The 24,449-nt window shown below is 42.5% G+C and carries 22 protein-coding genes and 1 tRNA gene; 17 read left to right on the top strand and 6 right to left on the bottom strand.

The annotated features are described in order from the left end of the window. Positions 1–28: 28 nt before the first annotated feature. The gene (locus DBR43_RS07395) at positions 29–928 is read right to left on the bottom strand and encodes a helix-turn-helix domain-containing protein (protein WP_124579333.1); all 900 of its coding nucleotides are present in this window, start codon (positions 926–928) and stop codon (positions 29–31) included. A gap of 226 nt (positions 929–1,154) precedes the next feature. Here DBR43_RS07395 and DBR43_RS07390 point away from each other — a divergent pair, with 226 nt between their 5' ends. The 4 genes from DBR43_RS07390 to DBR43_RS07375 all read left to right on the top strand — a co-directional run bounded on the left by DBR43_RS07390 (position 1,155) and on the right by DBR43_RS07375 (position 3,851). Beyond that, positions 1,155–1,433: a hypothetical protein gene (locus DBR43_RS07390; RefSeq protein ID WP_124579331.1), complete on the top strand. Its 279-nt coding sequence runs from the start codon at positions 1,155–1,157 to the stop codon at positions 1,431–1,433. 62 nt (positions 1,434–1,495) lie between these two features. Continuing rightward, entirely contained in the window at positions 1,496–1,780 is a 285-nt protein-coding gene (locus tag DBR43_RS07385; protein ID WP_124579329.1) for a hypothetical protein, read from the top strand. 283 nt (positions 1,781–2,063) lie between these two features. Next, positions 2,064–2,621, top strand: a complete 558-nt coding sequence (locus DBR43_RS07380) for a TetR/AcrR family transcriptional regulator (RefSeq protein WP_124579327.1) — start codon at positions 2,064–2,066, stop codon at positions 2,619–2,621. Positions 2,622–2,684: 63 nt separating this feature from the next. Then, positions 2,685–3,851, top strand: coding sequence for an MFS transporter (locus DBR43_RS07375; protein ID WP_124579325.1), 1,167 nt, complete (start codon positions 2,685–2,687; stop codon positions 3,849–3,851). Between the two features lie 13 nt (positions 3,852–3,864). Here the strand turns inward: DBR43_RS07375 and DBR43_RS07370 are convergent, their stop codons facing one another. Next, on the bottom strand, positions 3,865–4,374 hold the full coding sequence (locus DBR43_RS07370; RefSeq protein WP_124579323.1) for a GNAT family N-acetyltransferase: 510 nt from the start codon (positions 4,372–4,374) through the stop codon (positions 3,865–3,867). Between the two features lie 327 nt (positions 4,375–4,701). Here DBR43_RS07370 and DBR43_RS07365 point away from each other — a divergent pair, with 327 nt between their 5' ends. The 3 genes from DBR43_RS07365 to DBR43_RS07355 all read left to right on the top strand — a co-directional run bounded on the left by DBR43_RS07365 (position 4,702) and on the right by DBR43_RS07355 (position 7,802). Further along, positions 4,702–5,991 carry a hypothetical protein gene (locus tag DBR43_RS07365; RefSeq protein WP_124579321.1) on the top strand — a complete coding sequence of 430 codons (1,290 nt, stop codon included), beginning with the start codon at positions 4,702–4,704 and terminating at the stop codon, positions 5,989–5,991. Between the two features lie 62 nt (positions 5,992–6,053). Beyond that, positions 6,054–6,908, top strand: coding sequence for a hypothetical protein (locus DBR43_RS07360; protein ID WP_124579318.1), 855 nt, complete (start codon positions 6,054–6,056; stop codon positions 6,906–6,908). A gap of 75 nt (positions 6,909–6,983) precedes the next feature. Next, positions 6,984–7,802 carry an energy transducer TonB gene (locus tag DBR43_RS07355; RefSeq protein ID WP_124579316.1) on the top strand — a complete coding sequence of 273 codons (819 nt, stop codon included), beginning with the start codon at positions 6,984–6,986 and terminating at the stop codon, positions 7,800–7,802. 48 nt (positions 7,803–7,850) lie between these two features. Here the strand turns inward: DBR43_RS07355 and DBR43_RS07350 are convergent, their stop codons facing one another. Further along, entirely contained in the window at positions 7,851–8,036 is a 186-nt protein-coding gene (locus tag DBR43_RS07350; protein ID WP_124579314.1) for a hypothetical protein, read from the bottom strand. A 278-nt stretch (positions 8,037–8,314) separates the two neighbouring features. On the opposite strand from DBR43_RS07350, the gene DBR43_RS07345 reads away from it, so the two are divergent. From DBR43_RS07345 to DBR43_RS07310, 8 genes are all read left to right on the top strand, one after another. Continuing rightward, positions 8,315–9,943 carry an ABC1 kinase family protein gene (locus tag DBR43_RS07345; RefSeq protein WP_124579312.1) on the top strand — a complete coding sequence of 543 codons (1,629 nt, stop codon included), beginning with the start codon at positions 8,315–8,317 and terminating at the stop codon, positions 9,941–9,943. A 58-nt stretch (positions 9,944–10,001) separates the two neighbouring features. Continuing rightward, positions 10,002–10,622 (top strand): RNA polymerase sigma factor, encoded by a 621-nt coding sequence (locus DBR43_RS07340; RefSeq protein WP_124579310.1) that lies wholly within the window; start codon positions 10,002–10,004, stop codon positions 10,620–10,622. 68 nt (positions 10,623–10,690) lie between these two features. After that, on the top strand, positions 10,691–11,866 hold the full coding sequence (locus tag DBR43_RS07335) for a FecR family protein (protein ID WP_124579308.1): 1,176 nt from the start codon (positions 10,691–10,693) through the stop codon (positions 11,864–11,866). 245 nt (positions 11,867–12,111) lie between these two features. Next, positions 12,112–15,570, top strand: a complete 3,459-nt coding sequence (locus DBR43_RS07330; RefSeq protein WP_124579306.1) for a TonB-dependent receptor — start codon at positions 12,112–12,114, stop codon at positions 15,568–15,570. Positions 15,571–15,579: 9 nt separating this feature from the next. Then, a complete protein-coding gene (locus DBR43_RS07325; RefSeq protein ID WP_233602899.1) occupies positions 15,580–17,094 on the top strand; it encodes a RagB/SusD family nutrient uptake outer membrane protein in 1,515 nt (504 codons plus the stop codon). Between the two features lie 75 nt (positions 17,095–17,169). Then, positions 17,170–19,335, top strand: a complete 2,166-nt coding sequence (locus DBR43_RS07320) for an alpha-N-acetylglucosaminidase (protein ID WP_233602898.1) — start codon at positions 17,170–17,172, stop codon at positions 19,333–19,335. Positions 19,336–19,356: 21 nt separating this feature from the next. Continuing rightward, entirely contained in the window at positions 19,357–19,968 is a 612-nt protein-coding gene (locus tag DBR43_RS07315) for a GNAT family N-acetyltransferase (RefSeq protein ID WP_124579304.1), read from the top strand. Beyond that, positions 19,955–20,857 (top strand): GNAT family N-acetyltransferase, encoded by a 903-nt coding sequence (locus tag DBR43_RS07310; protein WP_124579302.1) that lies wholly within the window; start codon positions 19,955–19,957, stop codon positions 20,855–20,857. The genes DBR43_RS07315 and DBR43_RS07310 overlap by 14 nt, the downstream gene beginning before the upstream one ends. A gap of 4 nt (positions 20,858–20,861) precedes the next feature. Here DBR43_RS07310 and DBR43_RS07305 read toward each other — a convergent pair whose 3' ends face one another. Beyond that, on the bottom strand, positions 20,862–21,167 hold the full coding sequence (locus DBR43_RS07305; RefSeq protein WP_124579300.1) for a hypothetical protein: 306 nt from the start codon (positions 21,165–21,167) through the stop codon (positions 20,862–20,864). A gap of 996 nt (positions 21,168–22,163) precedes the next feature. Here DBR43_RS07305 and DBR43_RS33175 point away from each other — a divergent pair. After that, entirely contained in the window at positions 22,164–22,463 is a 300-nt protein-coding gene (locus DBR43_RS33175) for a hypothetical protein (RefSeq protein WP_199756975.1), read from the top strand. 79 nt (positions 22,464–22,542) lie between these two features. Here DBR43_RS33175 and DBR43_RS07295 read toward each other — a convergent pair whose 3' ends face one another. Further along, on the bottom strand, positions 22,543–23,772 hold the full coding sequence (locus DBR43_RS07295; protein WP_124579296.1) for a glycoside hydrolase family 27 protein: 1,230 nt from the start codon (positions 23,770–23,772) through the stop codon (positions 22,543–22,545). Between the two features lie 212 nt (positions 23,773–23,984). Further along, positions 23,985–24,055, bottom strand: a tRNA-Met gene (locus DBR43_RS07290). A gap of 194 nt (positions 24,056–24,249) precedes the next feature. On the opposite strand from DBR43_RS07290, the gene DBR43_RS07285 reads away from it, so the two are divergent. Further along, positions 24,250–24,429: a histone H1 gene (locus DBR43_RS07285; protein WP_073230680.1), complete on the top strand. Its 180-nt coding sequence runs from the start codon at positions 24,250–24,252 to the stop codon at positions 24,427–24,429. Positions 24,430–24,449: the final 20 nt, after the last annotated feature.

Here is a 24,449-nt window from a genome sequence, read left to right as displayed (position 1 = left end):
TGTATGAGCTGCTGATAAATCCCATCTTTTATAGTCCTGTAGATACATGCTTCCGATAAGTTGCCGGAGCATACCCGGAATAGCGTCTGAAATATTTGCCAAATAGCGAAGGGTCGCTGAAATTTAATGAGTCGGAGATTTGCGCTATCGTAAGCGTGGTTTGTTTCAGCCTCACTTTGGCTTCCAGAATCACAATGTCATGAATCCATGCTCCGGCAGTTTTTCCGGTATTTTCTTTTATGGTTTCACTCAAATGCTTGGCAGTTACGTTGAGCAAATCGGCATAACCTTTAACGCTGCGCAGCTGCAGGTAATTTTCTATCAGGAGCTTTTTAAACTCAATCAGGATAACCGGCTGTGAACCTGAGCAGAGGAGCTGCTGGGGTTCATATTTGTCGTATAAATCTGCTGTTTGATTCAGGAGAATATTGATATAACTCCTAACCATTACCTCTTTACGTCCACTGCTGCTCTCATTCAGCTGTTTGATGTCCTGCAAAAGCTTCCATATCAGTGCTGCATCTTCTGCGTCCAGTGGAATGACCTTCGAAGCTTTATTTTGAAAAAAGCGGATCCCCTTAAATGAGGCCAGGTTTGCCCCGGTTTCCAGGAAGAAAGAAGCGGTAAAACACAAAGTTTCTTCTGTATAGTCTGCAGACTGTCCTTCCCATTTTCTAATGACTTCCGGGCCCATGACGATCAGCTGATCTGAGGAAACCTGATAATTGTCCAGGTCTGCAGTGAGCTGAACGGTCCCTCGCCGGCAAAGCCCAAGTCCGAAATAGGTTGCACGGTGCGGAAAGGCGTTCATCTGCATCGGAGGGAGGAAGGAGGCAATGTAATAATCAGTTACCGTCTGATGTTCATCCGATACTAATTTTACTGCCTCTGTGAGGCTAAATTCTCTAATGGCTTGTTTTATTTTCAATACTTCCCGGCTTGATTAAGATTGAAGGACTCTGTCGTTAAATGCGATAAAACTACCAGACAAATATCAGTATGTAAGCTCAGATTATCAATTGCTAATGTTATCTGAAGAATAATCCGTGTTTTCGACCAGATTGTCCGATATATCGCTCTTCTATTCCTAAAGATACCTGTCTACTTTTGTGCAGTATCGAAGCTCGCTTCTGAAAAATAAAAAGAAAATGCTGATGGCAAAACGGGAAACGAAATGTCCGCACTGTAAACAATGGACGGAATGGCAAGGCGGTTTGTATGATTGTTGCCTCCATTGTAATGAATTGCTGGAAAAAGAAGAAATTAACCGCCTGCAGGCTTTGGAAACGCAGCGTAGAATCGAGGCCGAAGCAGCGCAGGCGCTATTGGACCAACAAAATCCCTTCCTCAGAAAGTTGTCCGGTTATGTTTCACTGATCTTTATCGGTTTTATACTCAGTGTGATTGCTGTTGTTGTCCTGTTTGCTGCCTGATCAAAATGAGTCCTTTTAAGTGGTTCCTGTCCTTTTTGATCATTTGGCTGTTTATTTATTCCATGAATAAATCAGGACATATTTTTCCAGACCTGATTCAGTTTTACTTAAGTGACCTACTGGCCATTCCTATTGCCGGGACCCTGGGATTGTGGTTTATGCGTTGGGTCTTAAATCAGAGAAACTTTGTTCTAAGCCCCATGCAGGTGCTTTCTATGGTGCTTTTGTTTAGCTGTTCGTTTGAAATGATCTTCCCCTTTTTTATGGATCGCTATACCGGAGATCCCATCGATATTGGCCTGTATTTCATTGGTGGATTGTTCTTTTTGAGGGTCATGAATAAATAATTCATCTTTTTTAACACTATTTAACACTTTTTCTTGAAACGATGTTGTAAATTTAGTTCTGAATTTAATCAGGGATGAATTAAGTTTAGTTAATTTAAGTATACGGGTGAGCAACTGATTATTGCTTGCCCGTTGCTATTTCTTTCTTTCCCCTTTCTTTATGTTTCTTTTTTATGCTGAGCCCGCAACCGGAATAGTTGCAACTGTATATCTCTTTATTCGTTTGGAATGTTTATTCCATTTCTGTAGGTTTGTAGCCTAAAGAAGAATAAAGCATCACAGGATGAATAAAAAGGAACAGATCTTAAAAGCAACATTGAAATTAATTGTTGAAAAGGGAATTGAGTCTACACCGATGTCTGAAATTGCGAAAGCCGCTGATACGGGTATGGGGGCCATCTATAACCACTTTCCGAATAAAGAAACGCTGATCAGTGAATTGTATTTTTATTTAAAGGACAGGGAATCTGCGATCATCACGGAAGGTTATGACCCTTCTTTACCCGTCAAACAGCGTTTTATCTGGTTGTGGAAAAAGATGATCGGTTATTTTATAGCTGAGCCTATGGATTTTATGTTCCTGGAGCAGTTCTATTATTCTCCGGCAATAGATCCAAAAGCAAAGCACGAAGGAAGTTTGTACGTCAGCGTGCTTGACTCCGTGTATTTGGATGGTCAGAAGCAGCAGATCATAAAGGATGGAAATGTGAAAGAATGGATCGGATTTACAAGCGGTTCCCTGGTTTCGCTTGTTAAATTACACCATAGTAATTACATCTGCCTGCAGGAGGAAAGCATCGATAACTACATTCAGGCCGCCTGGGATGCCATAAGAAGCTAACACTAAATTTTTAACGTAAAAACGGAATAATCATTCCACTTAGGTGGTTTGGCATGGATTGCTATGAAAAATAAAATTGCTTACCTGGGCTGTCTCAGCCTGATCGGAATGATCACCACAGAATTTGGGGTGATAGGAATACTCCCGCAAATCGCCGCTCATTACCAGATCAGCATTGATCAGGCAGGAATGCTGCTGAGTGCTTATGCAATGGTGGTGGCCCTGGCCGGACCTTTTATGACGATGTTTGCTTCCGGTTTTAACCGGAAGACCTTAATGGCAACAACCATGGCCATCTTTCTCCTTACAGGCATCGTTTCTGCAATGGCACCTCCTTTTTGGTTGCTGATGACGGTCAGGGTGCTGCCGGCTTTTCTGCATCCGGTATTGGTTTCTACCGCGGTAGCTGCGGCAACCAGCAATGCCGGTCAAAAGGAAGCGCATCAAATGATGGCTATAGTAATTGGTGGAATAGGGATTGCCACGATTACCACAGTTCCTTTTGCGACCTATCTCGCCGGCGCTTTCAACAACTGGCAGGCTTCTTTTGTCTTACAGGCCGGAATTAGTCTGATGGTGTTGATTTTAATCCTGCTGCTCCTGCCATCCCTGCCTGTGGCGGAAAAGAAATCCTACTGCTCACAACTCATGATCCTGAAAAAGCCGGTCTTTCTTGCCAGTGCTTTATGCTCATTTCTGATGATCGGTGCTATTTTTAGTACATATAGCTATTTTGCCGATTACCTGAGCAAGGTAAACGGGATGGATGAAAAAACAATCAGCCTTATGCTGCTCCTATTCGGCTTAACCGGAATTGCAGGGAATTTCATTGCAGGAAAGATGCTGACAAATAACATCAGCCGGACTACCCTGATTTTTCTGTCTGGTCTTATGGCGATCGCAGTTTGCCTTTATTTCTCCGGTCCAATGTCCATTTTAACGGTACTCATCATTGCCGTATGGGGTTTCCTGCAAACACCATGTTTTTTAACTTCCCAGGCCTATATGATAGAAACCGCAACTGAAGCACCGGAATTTGCCAATAGCATTTCCATCTCTTTTGGCAATCTGGGCATCTCCGTGGGGACGATGATCGGCGGCCTGTCCATCGCCACCAAAGGCGTACAAAGTACGCCGCTGGTGATGCTGATTTTTGCGGGAGGCGCATTGCTGATGATGCTGGTCAAGACAATGCTGGAACACAAAGCTGCAAATGTCGCTGCCCGCTAAACGAAGAATGAGGTTATAGTTTAATCTCAAACAGACAGGCAGGGGTATTGTGGTAATGGTCAGGAAGGCCCTGAGTGTCTTCCAGATCAAACATGCCAAGGAAGTTAAAACCGGAATTGCAGTAATGGGCAATGAGTTTTGAGTTGTTCCCCAGGGTATCCAGCCGGACAAAATCTTTATCGTTTTCTTTGGCATAAGCTTTAGCCCAAGCCACAATAATTTCAATAAAGTTCTTTCCCCTGAAATCAGGATTGGTGGCAATTCTATGAATGTAAACAGCGGCATCGCTGTTTCGCTTCCCCCAGATTTGTTCGTCACTAAAGGTGGTTGCCCAGATACAGGCTATCTGATCCTCAATAATCAGTTTCCATTGCCTGTTTTCAGCTATTTCAGTTTCCACAAGCTCCTGCTCAAATTCCGGCCATACCACAACCGTTTCTTTTGAACGCTGATAAGCGGAGGCGATGCGGTAAAGTCTGAATATTTCAGGGATATCGGCGGTGTTGCAATTCTCTATTTTCATCAGTATATATTTGTTTTTTATCGGTTATGAAGCGATCATGATCTTGTTATTATTCATTAAGATCTATTGCTTTTATTGTATTCATGAGCTCGCAAGCAAGGTTCATTTCGTTGTGTGATCTGTAAGATCATGATGGTTTCATCGGTATATCATTGTTTTTTATCATCTTCATCTGCTCAAAAATCCGGTTTATTTCATCGAAGGGGCAACCAGATCATAAAGGTGAGGAATTTAAATGCAGGATGAAATCCGAAACTTGCTCATTTTAATTGACTGAACTTTCAGCTATATTTAACCAGTATCCCTTTATTTGAAAGATAAAAAACAATGAAGATCTATTTATCGCAAAATACAGCCGGAAGGTACGGAGGACTGGAACGCAATCTTTATCACCTGAACCGGCTTATTGAAGGCAGATTAAAAACGGCTGGTTTTAAGTCTTCCTTTGATGCACTTCGGCTGACACTTGCTTATCCGCCAATGTATGTGCTTCCGGGGGTGCTGGGTATAGAAAAGACTTTTAAAACTTACTACGACAAATTTCCAATTTCCCGGCTGGACAGAAGGAATAAAAATGTCGACATTACCCTGCAGGCCCCTGAGTTCTCAGAATATTTTGATAAAGACAAACAGAAGAATTATAAGCATAAATTTGACATTGAGCATCAATATAAAAACATCAGTGAAACTGATATTGGAAGAATACTGATCGATAAGTTCCTGATCGCAGGAGGAATGATTGCTGCCAAAGTCAAGAAAGATGATGTTTTTGACCATCAGGTTTTTAAAGATGTTTTAAACGGAATCCGGGAAGAAATCAATTCCGGTTTCCTGAATTCGATAAATGCCGAACAGCAGGGACAGATTCAGGAAGACCTTATCAAAAAAGCCCTTGAATTAAGAGAAAAAAGAAAACATCAGGAGCTCCCTAAAGATAAGCTCATCCGGGACCTGCGGGTGTATTATAATGCCTTGCCCAACAAAGCATTTTATCCTTACGATTACCAGTATTCGGAAATTTTTCTGAACCTGCTGACAAGGAATGAACTGAGATGTCCGAAGTACCATCATTTATATATCCAGGTCGCTAAGACAATGGATGATGCATTAAAAGCCTCTTTTGCGATTGAAGACTGGTATGTCTACGGACTTGCCGTAATTGACTTTGATCATTATCAGCAGCTTCCGGAGAAGCAAAAAGAGCGTTGTGTTTTTGATCTGATCGTAGCAGGATTAAAAGATATTGCAGACCTTGATCAACTGGACAAAACAGGGATAGAGAACGTAATCCGTAAAATAGAGGAAAAGGGCCTGGACACGGAATTGCTATTTGAAGAAATTGAAAACAATAGCCATCTTTTGAGGATTACTTATTTGTCGCGAAGTATGGAAGAAGGATGTCCTGTGTTTTTTAACCTGACAGATAAAACTACTCAGCAAACAAAACGGACGGAAATCGGCAGGGCAGAGAAAGATCAGCTCCGGATGTGGTTGCAGAAGATTAGCCTGACCCGCAAGCAGATTAAAATAAAATCAAGTTCGTCAGTAAGGGGAGAGGTCTGGTTAAAGGGCATGCCAAAGGCTATGGAATTTGAAATTGAGGACCTCATGAAATGAGGGAAATGCCAGGACATAAAGACGCTAATGGTCAGGGATGCTGATCCTGAAAAAATAAAGAGATGAAAGAAAATATTGCTAAAATCCTTAAAAAGATATATGATCAGGATGCAGATTATAAGAAAAAGTTAGATAGATGGGAGCATAAAATTCCGAAAACGCTGACTGATTCTGAATTGGAAGGTTTGAAGATACTCGATTTACTCCCCAATCAGTTTGAGGTTTTTGAACACGATACTGCCCTTCAAAGATTGATGAACCTTAAAAATCATAAAAAGTTAAATCTGCCTTTTGTGAATGCATTGTTCCTTAAAGGAATTACCGGTGAAAATGTAAGGGGCAGGCAAACACTGATGAGTTTTATTTACCTGAAACATTTGCCGGAGCACAAATTCCAGGGAAATGAAAGCTGTGAAATCTGTGGTCTGCCTAAAAAGGAAACGCTGGACAAAACAGAAGAGCTGTACAGTTATTATTCCGGGCATTCCTGGAATGAATTACCGCTTCATTTCCTGGTCGAGTTAGAAGAAGCCCTGAAATTTGATCAACCGGAAATCACCGAAAGTGATCATCAGAAATTAGCCGATCTGCTCAGTTTTATTGACGGGGCTGAAGAGGGGGAAACACCGGGTCAGTTGGAGAAAAGAATCGCTAAAAATAAAATATTGCCCAAAACAGATAAGTACCAGCGGTACGGTATTTTACAAACCCTGGCAGAATGCGGTATTTTGCCGAATGAATACTTCGAACCTGCCTTCGATAAATTCAGTACTCAAAAAGAACTTTGGGAGATCAGCAAGAAGATGAAAGGCTCCTCGCGCTCGGATGTGATCCTGCCACTGGCGGGCTGGAGAGGCGTAAATAAAGTGAATTTTAAAAAATATAAAGAAATATTCGTTGACCTTATGGAAAGCTGATGAAGCTGGCATCCATATTATAAATGAGCGGGAAGCGATTTTATAGTATGGTGTTAACTTCTAAATTTTAAAGCAATGTTAGGTTCGAAAATCGATTTATTTGGCAATGACTGGCTTGATGTAGTATTTGATCAGAAAAACAAAACTTATGGGGCCTATCAGCTTCGCAGACAAAGCAATTCAAATACGGCTAAAGCACTCCTTATGGCAGGAACACTTTTTATCCTGTTTTTCTTATCTCCTAAAATCATTAGTCTGATTAACGGGAAAGATACCATAGATGATCCTGTGGAAAGACAAGTTACCGTGGCGATTCAACCCCCACCAGCTGTAAATCCTGAAATCCCCATTCCAACAAAAATTGAACCGCCTAAAGCAAGGGAGGCCCAGGTTAAGTTTCCACCTCCGATAGTCGTAGACAAACCCATTGATGTTGATCCGGTAATGATCAAGGATCTTGTAACAGCGAATCCAGGGCAAAAGAAGATAGATGGTGATCCTGAAGGAGAGCTTGTGATTAAAGTTACACCTGGAGAGGGACCAAAACAAAAGGCAATTACGGAAGATAATACAGTGCATGATTTTATAAACCTGGAAGTTCAGCCTGTTTTTCCGGGAGGAATGGATAAATTTTATAACTACCTGTCTAAAGCCATCAGATATCCGGCGCTTGCTCAGGAAACCGGGGTACAGGGAAAGGTATTTGTTTCTTTTATTATTGAAACAAATGGCGTACTGACCGATCTTAAAGTAGAACGGAAACTGGGTGCCGGTACAGATGAGGAAGCATTGAGGGTATTAAAGGGCAGTCCGAAATGGCTCCCAGGGATTCAGAATGGAAGGGCCGTTCGTGTAAGATATAATATTCCAATTAGTTTCTCATTGGCTCAATAAGAACTTTATAGAAGAAAAAGGGGCAGCATTTTACATGCTGCCCCTTTTTTATTTTTGGTGTTCCTCGTCCTGACTACCTTCATTTGCATTGATCCCATGATCGTCCAATGCTTTATTGTAGCCTAAAGAATGCTTGATCCCACCCCAGGCAGTTAACATTAAAATGATGTCCTCATCTTTCAATGGGCCATTAACCTGACTTTTACAATAATCTAAAAATTCATTTTCCGTCATGCGGCAAAATTAGGAATTTAGTTCTTAAATGTGATGATGGGGAGCTGATGCGGATCGCAGAAATTGCTGCTTATTAGACACGAGTTAGACACGATCGTAAATATCTTCCTGTTCTCACAATTTATAGGAATGCATGTTCGTTGATTTTGGAACGGCAATAAGCAGGATCAGGATAACGAATTTCATCCGGAAAGCTTAGCAGTCGGGAGTTTTAGTATCTTCATCTCTCCGGAGATGGTAGATATGGACAAAACGAAAACCTAAAGGCGGCAAAACCTATGATGGAAAACCAAAAGAAAAAACTCAAAAGAACAGTGTCACTGGTCAGGATCCTGGCCAAATACGGGTTTGGAGAGTTGCTCAATTATACCAATAATCAGGTGGAAGGAGAGATTTCTTCCCTCAGCGTTTACGAACGCATCAGAATGGCACTGGAAGAACTGGGCCCTACCTATGTGAAATTCGGACAGGCATTCAGCAGCAGAGAAGATCTTTTGCCTATGGAAATGATCCTGGAACTCCGGAAGTTGCAGGACAATGTAGAGGTGAAAATAATGGATATCCCGGCTTTACTGAAATCAGACCTGGATATCGATCCTGAAGAGTTCTTTGCAGAGATTGAACCGGAACCTTTTGCCTCTGCCTCCATTGCTCAGGTGTATCAGGCGACGCTGAAAAATGGCCAGAAGGTCATCTTAAAGATCAAACGTCCCGGAATCAGGGAGGTGGTGGCCTCAGATATGCTCATCATGAAGGATATCGCGAAGCTGCTGGTCAGTTACAGCGAAGCATTCCGGAGGATCAATCTTGTGGAAGTCCTGGCGGCATTCGAAAAATCGATTGTTCAGGAGTTGTCTTTTCTGAATGAACTGGCCAATATCAACCGCTTTTCAGGGAATTTTAAGGGCAATACTTCTATTTACCTGCCCCGGGTTTATCCGGAGCTCTCCAATGACAACATTCTGTGCATGGAGTTTTTGGATGGGGTTAAAATAAGCGACAAGGAAGCACTTCTTGCTATGGGACTGGAGCCTGCTGCAATTGCCAGAAAAGGACTGGACCTTTACCTGGTCCAGGTACTGGAACATGGCTTTTTCCATGCAGATCCGCACCCGGGAAACCTGCTGGTGCTCAAAAACGGACAGATTGCCTTTATTGATTTCGGTTCTATGGGCAGCCTCACACCGATCGAAAAAGAAATGCTGGAAGATTTTGTCTCCTATTTCATGGCCCAGGATGCAAAGCGCTTAATTGCAATCATGAAAAAGATGGCGATCCGCTTCAATGTGACCGATGAAGCGCGGCTGGAAAAAGATATCCATGGCTTCTTCGACCTGCTGGACGGAGCCTCACTGGAAGAAATGGACATCAAAGAAGTGCTGGGCAAGTTCTCAGGGATCCTGAATAACAACGAGATATTGATGCCAGATCACCTGTATCTGCTGGTTCGTGGCATTGTCCTTATCGAAGGAATTGGCCGTGCCCTTGTTCCCGATCTGAATATCATTGAGAGCCTGCGCCCGTATATCCTAAAAATTGCCTTTCGTAAACTGAGCCCGGAAGAGTTAAAGAAAAGCGGATTGAAACTGTTGAGAACGCTGACGGAAGCTTTAAAGACCATGCCCGACGAGGTACAGTCTGTAGTGAGTAAACTGAATAACGGGGAGTTAAAAATCCAACAGGAAGTGCAGGGTTTACCAAGCTTTAAAAGAACCATGCAGCGGGGAATGAACAGAATGGTGATGGCCATTATGATGGGCGGTCTGCTGATCAGTTCGGCAATCCTGATTTTAGCAGATAAACCTCCTAAATTTGGCGGAATGCCTGTTCTTGCTTTGTTGGGTTTCCTCAGCGGCATGATTTTAGGCTTATGTATCTTAATTTCGCTGTTCTCCAAAAGGAAATAATTACTTTCGGATTAGCTATATTTGATTTCTATAACCTAATAACTTTCTGAGATATACAATGCATGAGCCATCAGCCAACAAAGAAAAAGAGATCCTGTTAAGGCTGAAGTTAGGAGACCAGATTGCATTTAATGAGCTTTACAGTCAATACCAGAGAAAAGTTTACTATGGACTTAAAAGACTGGTTCACTCTCCGGAGGTCACGGCAGAACTTCATCAGGATGTGTTTTTGAAAATTTGGAACCGTCGGGATCAGCTGGATGCAGATCTTCCTTTTGAGGCTTTTCTGGTCAGTGTTGCTAAAAATACAGCGATAGACTTTTACCGTAAAGCAGCCAGAGATAAGAAACTGCAGGATCAGCTTGTTCGTTCTATGACCGAGATTTATGATCCGATAACGGTCCTGATGGAGCTGAAAGACAATCACAAGATCCTGGAAAATGCCATCAACAAACTGCCCCCTCAGCGCCAGCTGGTATTCCGGTTCATCAAACTGGAACACCAAAGCTATGAAAATGCTGCGGCGCATTTTGGTGTTTCCGTAGGTACAATAAAAGACCATATGGCTAAGGCGATGAGTTTTCTCAAAACAGAGATGGCGGGCTCAAAATCAGACCTGCTCTTATTAGGCTTTGTTCATCTCTTGTCTGTCTTCTCCAAATCAACTTTTCGTTTTTAAAAAAAATCAATACCGGGCATAGAGTTTTTCTTTTACCATCGTATAGTAAAGTAAAAGGGCCGAAAACTATGAACGATCTGGAGGAGCTTTACCGAAAATTTCTAATGCGACAATGTACACCTGAGGAGGTACAGCAACTGATGGAACACTTCTATTTGCATGGAGAGAATAGCCCTTTGTCTGATTTAATAGCCGCAGAAATTAAGGATACTTCAATGATGGGCGAGGATTCAGATGAAATTAAGGCCGCTCTCGAAGACAACCGCCTCTTTTTAAACCGGAATATCCGGAGCAACCGGGTGGTACGCTTTCCCTTCCGACGCCGTTGGATTTCTGCTGCTGCCGCTCTTCTATTCATTTCCGGATTGGTCTGGATACTTTATAAAGGCCCTGTTTCCAGGGAACCATCGCCTTCACCTATCGTGAAGCACACGGAGATCAAGCCTGGAAGTAATAAAGCTAAACTAACGCTTGGCAATGGAAAAACCATTGATATTGATGCGGCTGCTGATGGCTTCCTCGCTGAGCAGGATGGGATAAAAATCACCAAAACTGCGGATGGACAAATTATCTATGCGATCAAGGAAATAAGCTCAAAAAGTACCTCCGTAAGTTATAATGTCATTTCTACCCCTAAAGGCGGACAATATCAGCTGATTCTGCCGGATGGTAGTAAAGCATGGTTAAACGCATCTTCTTCGCTGAGGTTTCCGGCGGTATTCAAAAGCAAAGAACGAAGGGTTGAACTTCAGGGCGAAGGGTATTTTGAAGTGGCCAAAAACAGAAAAATGCCTTTTATAGTGGAAGCCGGAGGAACGACTGTGCGTGTATTGGGAACGCATTTCAATATAATGGCCTATAGTGAGGAGAAAAATGTAAAGACAACCTTACTGGAAGGAGCAGTGCAGCTGAATAGTAAAGGGCTTACTGCATTGCTGAAGCCGGGTGAGCAGGGGCTGCTTTCAGAAAAAAATAATGCTTTTCAGATCGCTTCAGTAGATGTTACTGCCGTTACTGCATGGAAAGAAGGCTATTTCGTATTTGACAAAGCGAATCTCCCGGAATTGATGCGGCAAATCGCCCGATGGTATGACCTGACCATCGTTTACGAAGGGGGAATTGCAGACCATGAGTTCGTAGGCAGGATTAAGAGAAGTTCCAGCCTGAGCAAAGTTTTGAAAGTAATGGAAAACGGCGGACTCAATTTTAAGCTGGAAGGGAGGACATTAACGCTGAAACCCTGATCCTCAAAATGATCAATTAACCTAAACATATCACCTAACCAGCCAAACCATTTTAAGTATGAAAGAATAAATACCCAACTCCGTCCGGGTTAACTTTTACCGCAATGGTAATAAGATAAAAAACCAGATCCTGATAGCGTCAGGACCTGGCGATGCTGCATCCAATAGCGTTGGATACAGGCAGATTCTGGTTAACCTCAAAAACTTGTAACAGATTAATCTTCTAACCAAAACCGTACAAAAGTATGCAAATAAACTTATGTGGGAAAGCCCTGCCTATCGGCAGGTATTTCTCCTATCAAATCCTTCTGATGATGAAATTAACCTTGATTTTATTAACAGTGACCTGTATTTCTGTATCTGCAAAAGTATTTTCACAGCGGATTACACTTATAGAAAAGAACGCCTCTTTAACCTCCCTGTTGAAAAGTATTGAAAGCCAAAGTGGGTACCAGTCTTTTTATGATGCCAAATTATTACGATCGGCAGGCAAAGTGACGGTAGACCTGAAAGGGGTGACGCTGGAACAGGCATTGCAACAAGTGCTGGCGGGAAAATCTTTGGCCTTTAGCATTGTTGATGATGTTATTGTGATTAAACGTGAAAAACAGCCGCTAATTCCTTTCGCTTCCATGTTTGTAAAGATTAGCGGAAGCGTTCTTGATGAAAAGAAATTGCCCTTGCCTGGCGTCAGTGTGAAGATCAAAGGCAGCAATAATGGTACAATTACAGATAACAATGGTAAATTCCAGCTGAGTGTGAGTAAAGGAGATGTTCTGGTATTTAGTTATATCGGATATGCCGCGAAAGAACTGGAGTATACGGATCAGAAAACGATAGACATCTCCCTGATTCCGGTGAGCAATGAGATGACAGAACTGGTGGTTATCGGCTATGGTACCGTCAAACGTAAGAATGTAACGGGAGCGATTTCTTCGGTGAAAACCGCCGAATTGAATACCGCTACCGCCACCAATATCGGACAGGCATTGGCAGGCAGAGCAGCTGGAATCACGGCTTTGCAGGTGAGCGGTCAGCCAGGAGCTGGTGTGAGTGTGAAGATCCGCAGTAATCCTTCTCCAATTGCCTCTGCGGGAGCATTATATGTGGTGGATGGGGTAGTGGTCAACGACAATGCGGGAGAGCCAAAGTCGCAAACGAGGTATGGCGGATCAGGAATAGACCGTTCCCCGCTGAACTTTATCAATCCCAATGATATTGAATCCATCGATTTTCTAAAAGATGCCAGTGCTACTGCGATCTATGGGGCAAGAGCAGGTGGTGGTGTGGTACTGATTACCACAAAAAGAGGAAAAGGAGAGAAACCTGCAGTAGAGTACAATGGCAGTCAGTCTTATCAGAAGTACATCAGGTTTTACGATGTCCTGGGGACAAAGGACTATATGACCGTACGGAATGATATTTTGAAGGAAAAATGGATGCTGGATAATAAAATAGCGCCCTATGGTTCGGTTGATCCATCTACTGTAAATGCTTTTGTTCCTAAATATACCGCACAACAAATCGATGCCCAGCAGGAAATGCCCAGTGCCATTGACGCGATCACCCGGAATGGTTTAACCCAGCAGCACAACCTTTCCATCTCGGGAGCACCAAACGGAGGGAAGACACGCTACTTTACTTCCGGGAATTTCCTCAATCAGCAGGGCGTACTTAAACATTCGGATTTTAAAAGATATAATGGCAGGTTAAACCTGGATCAGGCATTGAGCGATCAGGTAAAGATTGGGGTCAATATTATTGTTTCAGGTTCTAAAGCCAACAATGCAAATATAGGAGACGGCGCAAATGAAGCTTCCGGCATGGTGCTCTCCGCATTTTATTATCCGGCTAATATGCCTTTACGGAATGCTGATGGAACTTATCCTATAAATCCGGATTACCAGAATTCTCCTAACCCCGCGTCTTTTCTTGAAGTCACCGATTTTACAAAAAGTAACCGGGTGCTGACCAACGGATATGCCGAATGGAACATTCTGAATGGCTTATCTGTTAGAACCAACTTTAGCTATGACCAGTCGGGAGCTAAAAGATATACCTATTTGCCAAAGTCCTTTTTATATGGCGCAAGAGCAGGTGGTCAGGCTTCCATTGCAGAGAGTACTTCTACCTCAAAGCTGATGGAAACCTTATTGAACTATACCCGTAATTTTGGAGAGCGGAGCAAGCTGACTGCGGTAGCCGGTCATTCCTATCAATTGACCGATTTTGAAGACCTCAGCGCTTCGAACGATCATTTTGCTACAGATAATTTCCTGTTTAATAACCTTGGGTTTGGAACCGCACAAAGACCTCAGGTGAGCTCCTCCCGGAGTCCGACAAAGATCTGGAAATCCTTTTTTGCCAGGGCAATTTATGAATTGGACGACCGCTATATCCTGACTGCAAGTATCAGGAGGGATGGTGCTTCGAACTTTGCAAAAAACAAGAAATACGGTACTTTTCCAGGTGTGTCTGCCGCATGGATCGTATCAGAAGAATCATTTCTTAAAAAATCTGTTCCCTCCCTTAACCTGCTCAAATTACGGGTAGGTTATGGAACCACAGGAAATAGTGAGTTGAAAGGAAGCGCCTTTACTTATTACGGACCAGATGCCTCTTATGTATTTGGGGATTCAAAATACCCGGGAGTGGTATTAAGTCAGTTGAGTAATGATGATTTGACCTGGGAAACCCAAACCGACGTGAATGCCGGAATAGATTTTGGCCTCTTTAATAACCGGGTCAGTGGCTCATTTGATTATTTCAACAGAACGGTGAGCAATCTCATCTCTGAAATCCCATTGGCAACGGATTTTCCTGTGGAAAAGCTGTTTTTTAACTCCGGAAAAACGAGAAGCCGGGGCTGGGACCTGAGCATTCAAACCAAAAATTTAGTCAGCGGCTCCGGAAATGGCCTGACCTGGAATACGGCTTTTAACCTGTCCCATTATTACGATTCATGGGTAGAACGAAATCCGGAAGTCTTGAAAACACTGGCAAAATATATGGAAATTCAGGGCCCTTACAGTGGCTTATACAATTATGTTTCTGATGGAATTTACAGGGGCGATGGGCCTGCACCTGCATGGATGCCGGGTATTTTACCTGGTGGGGTCATCATCAAAGACCTCAACGGTTATGATGCAAACGGAAACCTGACCGGAATGCCGGACGGGAAAATTACGTCGGCAGATAAGACACTGGTAGGAAATAATGGCCCGCGTTATAGCTTTGGCTTTAACAATACCTTTACTTACCGCAATTTTGACCTCTCCGTTTACATGTATGGTTTTATCCATAAGAAAATCAATAAAGATTACGCGGAAGCATTTCGAACTTATGCACAACTGGGTACTTTCGGATGGAATGTGCTGGCCATAGCCAAAGAAAGATGGACACCAACAAATACCGCTGCAACATTTCCTGGCGGACTTCCTGATCCCTATGCCACCGCAGTAGGCGAATCTGACTATTGGCTGGAAAACGCCAATTTTATACGTTGCCGGGACATTACCCTGGGCTACAGGTTTAGCAACAAGTTACTGGACAAACAAAACGTGCTGAAAAACCTGAGGTTATCGCTAAATGTTCAGAACCCTTTCGTTATTACGAAGTATAAAGGGATGGATCCCGAATTGCAAAACTATCTGGCTTATCCAATGACACGTTCTTTCACGATGGGAGTAACTGCAGGATTTTAATCAACTGAAATGAAAACGACAATGAAAAGAAATATGAAATCAACTATCTATAGCGGCATTTTTTACCTGCTGCTGATCGCAATAAGTACATTAGTGATTTCCTGTGAGAAACCTCTTGAGGAAAAAACATTCGACAAGTATGCTTCAGATAGCTTTTTTAAAAATGCGGAAGACGCGAAGTCTGCGGTAACGGCTATGTATGCGGGAATGCTGGGAGTAGGGATTTATGGTGGCGGATGGGGGGCAACTAATGAAGGGTGGCTGGTACAGTCTTCATTTACTACCGACGAATTGATCTGTTCATGGGGATGGGATGGCTGGACCAAATTTAATGAACTGAATTTTTCCGAAGACTTTACTCAGCTACTGAACCACTACAATGCTTTGATGCCAACGATATCAGAAACAACAATTGACCTGGAAAAGATTCAGGGAATTCAGATGGATGATAAAATAAAATCGCAGTACCTGGCAGAACTTAAAGCCTTGCGTGGCCATTATTCCTGGATTTTGTATAATCTGTATGGCCCGGTCCCTATTCGTTTGAATGCCACTGAGGCTTCTGATCCTAAGACACAGCCAATTGCAAGACCTACGAAAGACTGGATGGTCGCTCAAATTGAAAAGGACTACAAAGAGGCCCTGGCTGTTTTACCTACTGCGAAAGAATTACCGGCAGCCGATTTTGGCAGGTTTACTAAAGATGCTTGTCTGATGGGGCTGATGAAATTATACATGCATGAAAAAAGGTGGACTGATGCGATTACAACTGGCCGCGAAATCCAACAGTTAGGACATTCTCTTCAGCCAAGTTATAAGGAGGTATTTGCTTATAAAAATAAAGGGAACAGCACAGAAGTAATTCTCGCGATTCCCTGCCGTACAGATGCCACCAATACCAATCTCTGGCTGGCTTGCAGCATGCCTGGCAATTATGTAGACCCGGGAGGTTCGGCAATTACCCAGTGGGGAGGATACAAAATGCCATGGAAAACTTATGACAAGTTTGATCAGACAGATCAGCGTTTAAGTGTCTTGTTATCGAAATGGCCTACGGATGGCGGAAAGATCTTTGATGCAAGAGCCAACAATTATATTGGTGCAATTCCGATGAAATATGGTCCGGATCCCAGTGCCATCAGTGAGGAGCAGGGAACAAATATCGTAGTGTGGCGTTATGCTGATGTCTTATTACTGCTTGCTGAGGCGATCAATGAAACACAAGGCCCGGTAAAAGAAGCTTATGATCTCCTCAACATGGTAAGAAGCAGGGCTGTAGTTCCGCTGTATTCATTGGGACAATTTAACCAGGCAGAGTTTAAAAAGAAGTTAATGGACGAACGGCTTTTTGAATTATGGGGAGAGGGCAGCAGAAGAGAGGACATGATCAGATGGGGAACTTATATCCAGCGTGCTAAAGACAATGGCTCTGTATTCGCAAAATCTGATTTTGAGCTTTACCCTTTACCTCGTAAAGTAATAAATGAAAGTAAGGGAATTGTTCAACAAAATGCAGGATACTAAAAAATCCTGAACTTTGGAATGAAGGTGCTTTTTAAGGTACCTTCATTCCTGTTTTTAGCCAAATCATAAAAATACATGATGAAAATATTTTATCCAATCGTTAAAAATACACTGTTATTGCTTTTGATAGGGATGACAGCAACGGCACAAACCTACCCATCTGTAAAAGACCTGGCAAAGCGACGGGCGCCATGGCTGGCTTCTTCCCTGGTCTTTAAAACCATCCCCGCTGCAGAAGGGAAAGCTGTTTTCGAATTGTCTAGCCGGAACAATAAAATTGAAATTGCGGCATCCGATGCAAATGCTGCTGCGGAAGGCCTGGGCTGGTATCTGAAATATTATTGTAAACGGAGCATGTCGCATTTTGGCGATCAGCTTTCCACAGTATCAAAATTGCCGCTGATTCCTAAGAAACTGAGAATCGCTTCCCCATATCCTTACCGTTATGCTTTGAATTATTGCACGATCAGCTACTCGATGAGCTTTTATCGCTGGGAAGACTGGGAGCGGGAACTCGACTGGATGGCATTGAACGGGGTCAATCTGATCCTGGCCCCGGTGGGTGTAGAAGCGGTATGGCAAAATACATTAAAGAAACTGGGTTATTCGGATAAAGAAACGCTGGACTTTATTGCAGGCCCTGCCTTTGGTGCCTGGTGGCTGATGGGAAACCTGGAAGGCTGGGGTGGCCCGGTGAGTCAGGGGTTGATCGATCAGCAGGCAATATTGCAGAAAAAGATCATTAAACGGATGAAAGACCTGGCCGTATCACCGGTGATGCAGGGTTTTTATGGAATGATTCCGACGACATTGAAAAATAAAATGGAGATCAGGGTCATTGATCAGGGGAAATGGGCCGGTGGATTTACACGTCCGGATTTTCTGATGACTTCAGACCCTTCTTTTGATAAAATTGCAGGGATCTATTATGCCGAAATGAAAAAGCTGTATGGTCCTGATCTACATTATTTCGGTGGAGATCCCTTTCATGAGGGAGGAAGCTCAAAAGGAGCAGATCTTGCAGGTTCGGCAAGGTCCATCCAGAAGGTAATGCAACAGCACTTTCCGGAGAGCACCTGGGTGCTTCAGGGCTGGCAATCCAATCCGGCAACGCAACTGTTGCAGGGACTGGATAAAAAGAAAACGCTGGTAATAGAGCTGTTCGGCGAAAATACCAACAACTGGGAGAAACGAAAAGGTTATGACGGAACCCCCTTTGTTTGGAGTAACGTCAGTAATTTTGGAGAAAAGAATGGAATCTATGGCAAACTTCAACGTTTCTCGGATGAGGTATACCGCGCTAAAAATAGTGAGTATGGATCATTTTTAAATGGGGTAGGCATCATACCCGAAGGGATTTATAACAATCCGGTCGCCTTTGACCTGATGCTGGAACTGGGATGGCATAAAGATCATGTTGAAGTTGCAAAGTGGATAAAAAAATACCAGGAATACCGTTATGGTAAAACCAGCCCTGCTGTAGAAAAAGGATGGGAAATGTTGTTGCAAACGGCTTATAGCAGTCCTGAGATTTATCAGGAAGGTCCTTCTGAATCTATTTTTTGTGCCAGGCCGTCCACTGCTATCGAAACCGTTTCTTCCTGGGGAACGAGAAAGCGAAATTACGAGGTGGCGAAGTTTGAAGAAGCGGTGAAGATTTTTACTTCCGCCGCTGCGGAGTTTAAAGGTGTGGAAACTTACCGCACAGACCGGATCGACTTTGTCAGACAAGTGCTGGCAAATAAAGGGGACCTGGTTTATCAGAAGATGATCAACGCAATCAAAGCAAAAGATCAGGAAGCTTTTAAATCAGCTGCGGTACAGTTTGAAGAGATGATCGTTTTACAGGATTCGCTCCTGAGCAGCAACCGCCATTTTACCCTAAACAGGTGGTTACAGCAGGCACTGGATTTTGGTACTACGGTTGCCGATAAGGCCAATGCTTTAAAAAATGCAAAGGTTCAGATCACTTATTGGGGGCCAGACACAAATCCGAAAACAGATTTGCATGAATATGCTCATAAAGAATGGGGAGGACTGCTTAGTTCCCTATATTTGGAACGCTGGAAGAAGTTCAGTGCCTCAGAACTTGCTAAGATGAAGGATCCTGCGGTGCAGGAACCTGATTATTTCGGGATGGAGAAGCGCTGGACTGAAAGTCCGGAATTATATGTACCCAAATCAATTTCCGAAAAGCAATTGAACGATTTGATCGGCAGGATCCTGAATTTGAAAGTATAAAACCAAAAGAGATTTATAGAGATGAACGAGATATTCGATGCGAAAAAAGACTATGTACTGGAAGATAACTATGCCTTGCTAAGACCACTGGCTGCTGCTGATTTTGAACATCTAAAAGCTTTCGGAATCAATGAGCCCGAATTGTGGAAATTCACTTTACAGAATGCAGGTAGCGAAGAAGGAATGCGTGGATATCTGGAAACTGCATTGGAAAGAAGGGATAAAGGAACGAGCTATCCCTTCATCGTATTCGATAAAACTAAAAATGAGTATGCCGGTTCTACGAGGCTATATGATATTGATGTGGCCGGTAAGAATTTGTCGCTGGGATATACCTGGTATGGAAAGAATTTCCAGGGAACAGGCCTCAACAAGCATTGTAAATACCTGCTTTTTGAATTTATATTTGAACAACTGGAATTTGAACGGGTAGAATTCAGGCTCGATAGCGAGAATGAAAGAAGTATGAGGGCTATCAAAAGCCTGGGTTGTACTTTTGAAGGGGTCCTGAGAAATAACGGATATAGAATTGATGGTACGAGGAGAAACTCCTCCGTGCTGAGTATCCTGAAAAATGAATGGCTGGAGTCTAAGAAAGACTTGCTCAAAAGCAAAATAAATGAAGATAAATAACAAGGACTATACCTTTCTGATTCAGTATCAGCATGAGGGGGGATTGAGGGAAAGCTTCAATTCACTCACACAAAAAACTTACCGCTTTGATTTCGAAAAGTGGTACCAAAGCGGGTATTGGGACGGGAACTGTATTTTGTACAGCCTCGCGGAGGGAGATAAAGTGGTATCGAACATCACAGTGAATGTGATCCGTTTTACCGTATTGGGTGTAGAGAAAAAGTTTGTGCAGATCGGTACGGTAATGACAGACCCTGATTACAGAAAGCAGGGGTTAAGCCGCGCATTGATGGAAAAAGTAATGTTAGACTGGGAGGGTCAATGCGATATGATTTACCTGTTTGCCAATGATGAGGTCCTGGATTTCTACCCTAAGTTCGGCTTTGTACCCGTAAATGAATATCAGGCAGTTTATCAGCTGAAAGAACTGCAAAAGGGACTTACATTCAGATCGATGGATATGGACGATACCAATGACAGGGATTTGCTTTTTCATACTGCACAAAAAGCCGTTCCATTATTTAAGGTTTCAATGAGAGACAATGCCGGACTGGTGATGTTTTATGCCCATTATTTCGACAGGTTCAGCATCAGGGATTTCCTTTACTACATTGCCGGATTAAAAGCAGTGGTGGTTGCGGAATATGAAGGCGAAACCTTAATCTTGCACGATATCCTGGCAGAGGAAAACGTAGACATCAAAACCGTCATTCATACGCTGGCCCTGGAAAATACCAGGGAGGTTTTATTGGGGTTCATACCGGAAAATAGCGGGGATTATGAAATCAGACCTTATAAAGAAGAAGACCTCACCCTTTTTGTACCGGCTGATTGCCGCAGGCTGTTTGAAGACCATCAATTGATTTTTCCCCTGCTTTCCCATACCTAGCGGATCAATAGCTGGGTTCGGTAGAAATGAGGTTTTCGTCAATTTCCTTTAATAACCTGGGCTGAAAAGCATCGGCATTGAATTCCTCTAAGCTGATATCCAGATTCAGATACTTGCCATAAAAACTCTTTACCAATATTTTTACACGGTCCGGATGGTCATCTTTATGGCCTCCGGCAATATCAGAATACTTGTCGATATGACACACGTATAGGTAATGGTTGCCATTGTATTCAAAGCTTTTAATCTTGGAATCTAATTTATTAGGGTCAACTTCTAAGTGTACACCAGGCTGTTTTTCCGTTTTCATAAAGCGAATGTAGTTAATAATATGATAGCCGCTGGTGCTCATTTTGGTGGGTATCCATGCAAAATAGCATAACCTTATCCAGAAGTCTATTCCGTATCTTGCAGTTAAGAGATCCCTGGTCAACAAGCTTCATATTCGGTTGATCCAGGGTCTATACCCGGTGCATACATGCTCAGGAGCTTGTGAACAGCGGCTCAGCTATGGGTAAACAGCTGGTTTGTAAATTTTTGTGTATTTATTTTCTTATTTGTTAATATAAATTCTTTTTAAATATATAGTTTAGTCATAGCTAACAATAGGCTAAGTATTGAAAAATGAAAGTATGATATCAGATAGAGAGAGAAAAGAATGTATAAAAGCGATGAGGGCGTATACAAAAGAGCTTTGTAAAAGTAAGGAGGCATGTAAAGCTTTTCTGGTTGGAGCCGGTATTCTGACTCCAAAAGGTAATTTACGCAAACCATATCGAAATCTATGTATACTACGGGATTTGGGGCAAGTATCAAAATAAGAGAACGGTATGATATCAGATAAAGAGAGAAAAGAATTTACAAAAGCGATGAGGGCGTATACAAAAGAGCTTTGTAAAAGTAAGGAGGCATCGAAAGATTACCTGGTTAAAGTTGGTATTCTGATGCCAAAAGGAAATTTACGCAAACCATATCGGAATCTACGTATACTACGAGACCTGGGCTGATTTTAGGGTTTCATGGTTGTTACGAAAGCCTGGTATCAGAAGTCCTGACTGGAAAAACAGCGCTTCGTAAGAGTACTAACAAGTACGACTGGCTAGGACATGGTGTCTATATGTGGGACAATAGCCCGGCAAGAGCATTAGAATTTGCCGAGTTTTTAAAATCGAATCCCGGCAAGTCGATAAGGCCGATAAAAAATCCGGCAGTAATTGGGGCTGTACTAAATCTGGGTTTTTGCCTCGATTTATTGGACTATCAGAATCTTTCTTTTATAAAGGAGGCGCATAATTCGTTAAACACTTTGAATAAGAAATTAAGAAAGGACATGCCGGTAAATAAACCTTTAAGAATCGGGGGTAGTAATGATTTGTTGTTACGCGAACTGGATTGTGCTGTAATTGAGAGTTTACATTCTTTTAGACATCAGGCCGCCACTCCGCCATTTGATTCCATCCAGGGGGTATTTTCAGAAGGTGAAGAACTGTATGAAAATGCGGGTTTTAAAGAAAAAGACCACATTCAGATCTGTATCAGAAATCCCAATTGTATCAAAGGGTACTTTCTTCCAATGATGGAAAATATGAAATATCAAAAAGTGTAATGAATTAAAAATAAAAGGAAGTCTAAAACTTCCTTTTATTAAGATCTCTGTTTTACTAAGCTTCCCGCCAAAAACAGCCTTACTTTTCGGATTGAAAGATGTTAAAAGGAATTAATTTTCCTTTGATTTTTAAAGTGACTACACCATGTGCAGGAAGCTCAAAACTTTCGGAAACGGCTTTGCTTGCCTGATAATCCTTATGTTTCCATAAGTCCCTGATCGTATAATTGTGGCTGAGGTCAAAGCCTAAACTTTTCAGATCAAGATCAATCGAAGCGCTTTTGTCCGACCTGTTCAATAAGGTTACTGCAACCAGACCACTCATGGTAGAAACCAATGGTTTTGCCCAGATTTCCAGTTCTCCTGATTTCTTTAACCTGCGGGCCTGATAGCCGAGTTTGTCCTGATTCAGGGCAATGACCTCTGCATTGGTGACCAGGCTCAGTGTTTCTTTGGAAATTGTCCTCAGGTCGTTACCAAGTAATAGCGGAGAGTTCATCATGGCCCACATGCTGAAATGTGACTTATCTTCTTCATAGCTCATGCCACGGCCAACCTGCAGCATATCCATATCATTCACATGACCGGGAGAACTATATTTCCATAGATCTGCATTCTTATCTATAATGTTTAAAATAGATTCAAATTTATTGTTGATATCGCCGGAGATCCGCCAGGAATCTGCAATTTCAATTGCCCATTTTCCGGGGAATTGCCATCGGCAGATGTTGAATAAAGCCTCTTTTTTTATCTTTTTAATATGATTTGCGATTTGGGTATAACGCATCTGTTCATCTAATCCCAGTTTCTCGCCGCCACACCAGTCGACTTTAATGAAATCATAGCCCCAGGTTTTAAGCATCAGGTTTAAATCCTGTTCATCATGGCCATAAAGTCCGGAGCCCACTCCAATGGTGTCTTTATCCCATATTGATGCACAGGTATTGATGCCCGCGTCTGAATAGATTCCCGCTTTAAGTCCTTTACCATGGATATAATCTGCAAGGGCCTTCATTCCTGAAGGAAAACGTTTGCTATGTACCAGGAGTTCTCCTTTTTCATTTCTCCCGCCAAAAAATCCATCATCCATATTTATAAAATTATAACCGGCTTTTTTAAGTCCGGTAAGGACCATTGCATCGGCCTGTGCCTTCATCACCTGCTCATTGATGTCTACACGGAAATTGTTCCAGCTTGACCAGCCCATCATTGGTGTTTTTGGATGGCTGGATGGCTCTTGTGCGTAAAGGAAGCAGGGGCTAAGGATTAAGATCAGAATCAGGCGGTAAAAGGTAGTTTTGTGAATCATGCACTAAAGTTAATGACAAGTATCCGAATAAAAATAAAAAAAGGCTACCTGATGAGAGATAGCCTTTAATAACCAAAGTGTAAATTAAACGAGTACTTAAATGTTTGTGCTTCGCAGCATGAAACCTTAAAAAAGCAGCTTGCAATGAGTAAACAAGCTGTCAAAACATGGAAAAGTTTAAGCTCAACCTTTAGGTTATCGCTACCACTTAGACGTCATGAGCGGAATCGAACCGCCATTCCGGGTGTATGAAACCCCTGCCTTGCCACTCGGCCACATGACTATACCGGATCAGCTTTCCTGCTGATGATGAAACAAATATATATAATGTCTACTGAATTAGTAGTATTTATTTGTAATTTTATTTTTAATCCTTATGTTTACACTATTAAGCGCATTCAGAAGGGCATAAAGATGCTTTTTGAATTAAAGCTTGACACAGATAACTAAGAAAAAACCAATTAATTAAAAAGAACCATGAGTAAATTTGCAAAACTAAAAGAAGTAGTAGCTGCGACAGAAGCAGACGTAGAAAAATTTTATAACGGTGGCAACAGTGCTGCGGGAACCAGAGTGCGTAAAGCTTTACAGGAGATCAAAGGCCTTGCTCAGGAAATCCGTACAGAGATCACTGAAAAGAAAAACGCTGCAAAATAAGTAGCTTTATGGTGTAATCA

Origin of the sequence: Pedobacter sp. KBW06, assembly GCF_003852525.1 — a bacterium.
In the GTDB taxonomy this organism is placed as follows: domain Bacteria; phylum Bacteroidota; class Bacteroidia; order Sphingobacteriales; family Sphingobacteriaceae; genus Pedobacter.
The sequence above is the reverse complement of the archived record's forward strand: the minus strand, read 5'-3'. Positions and strand labels throughout refer to the sequence as shown.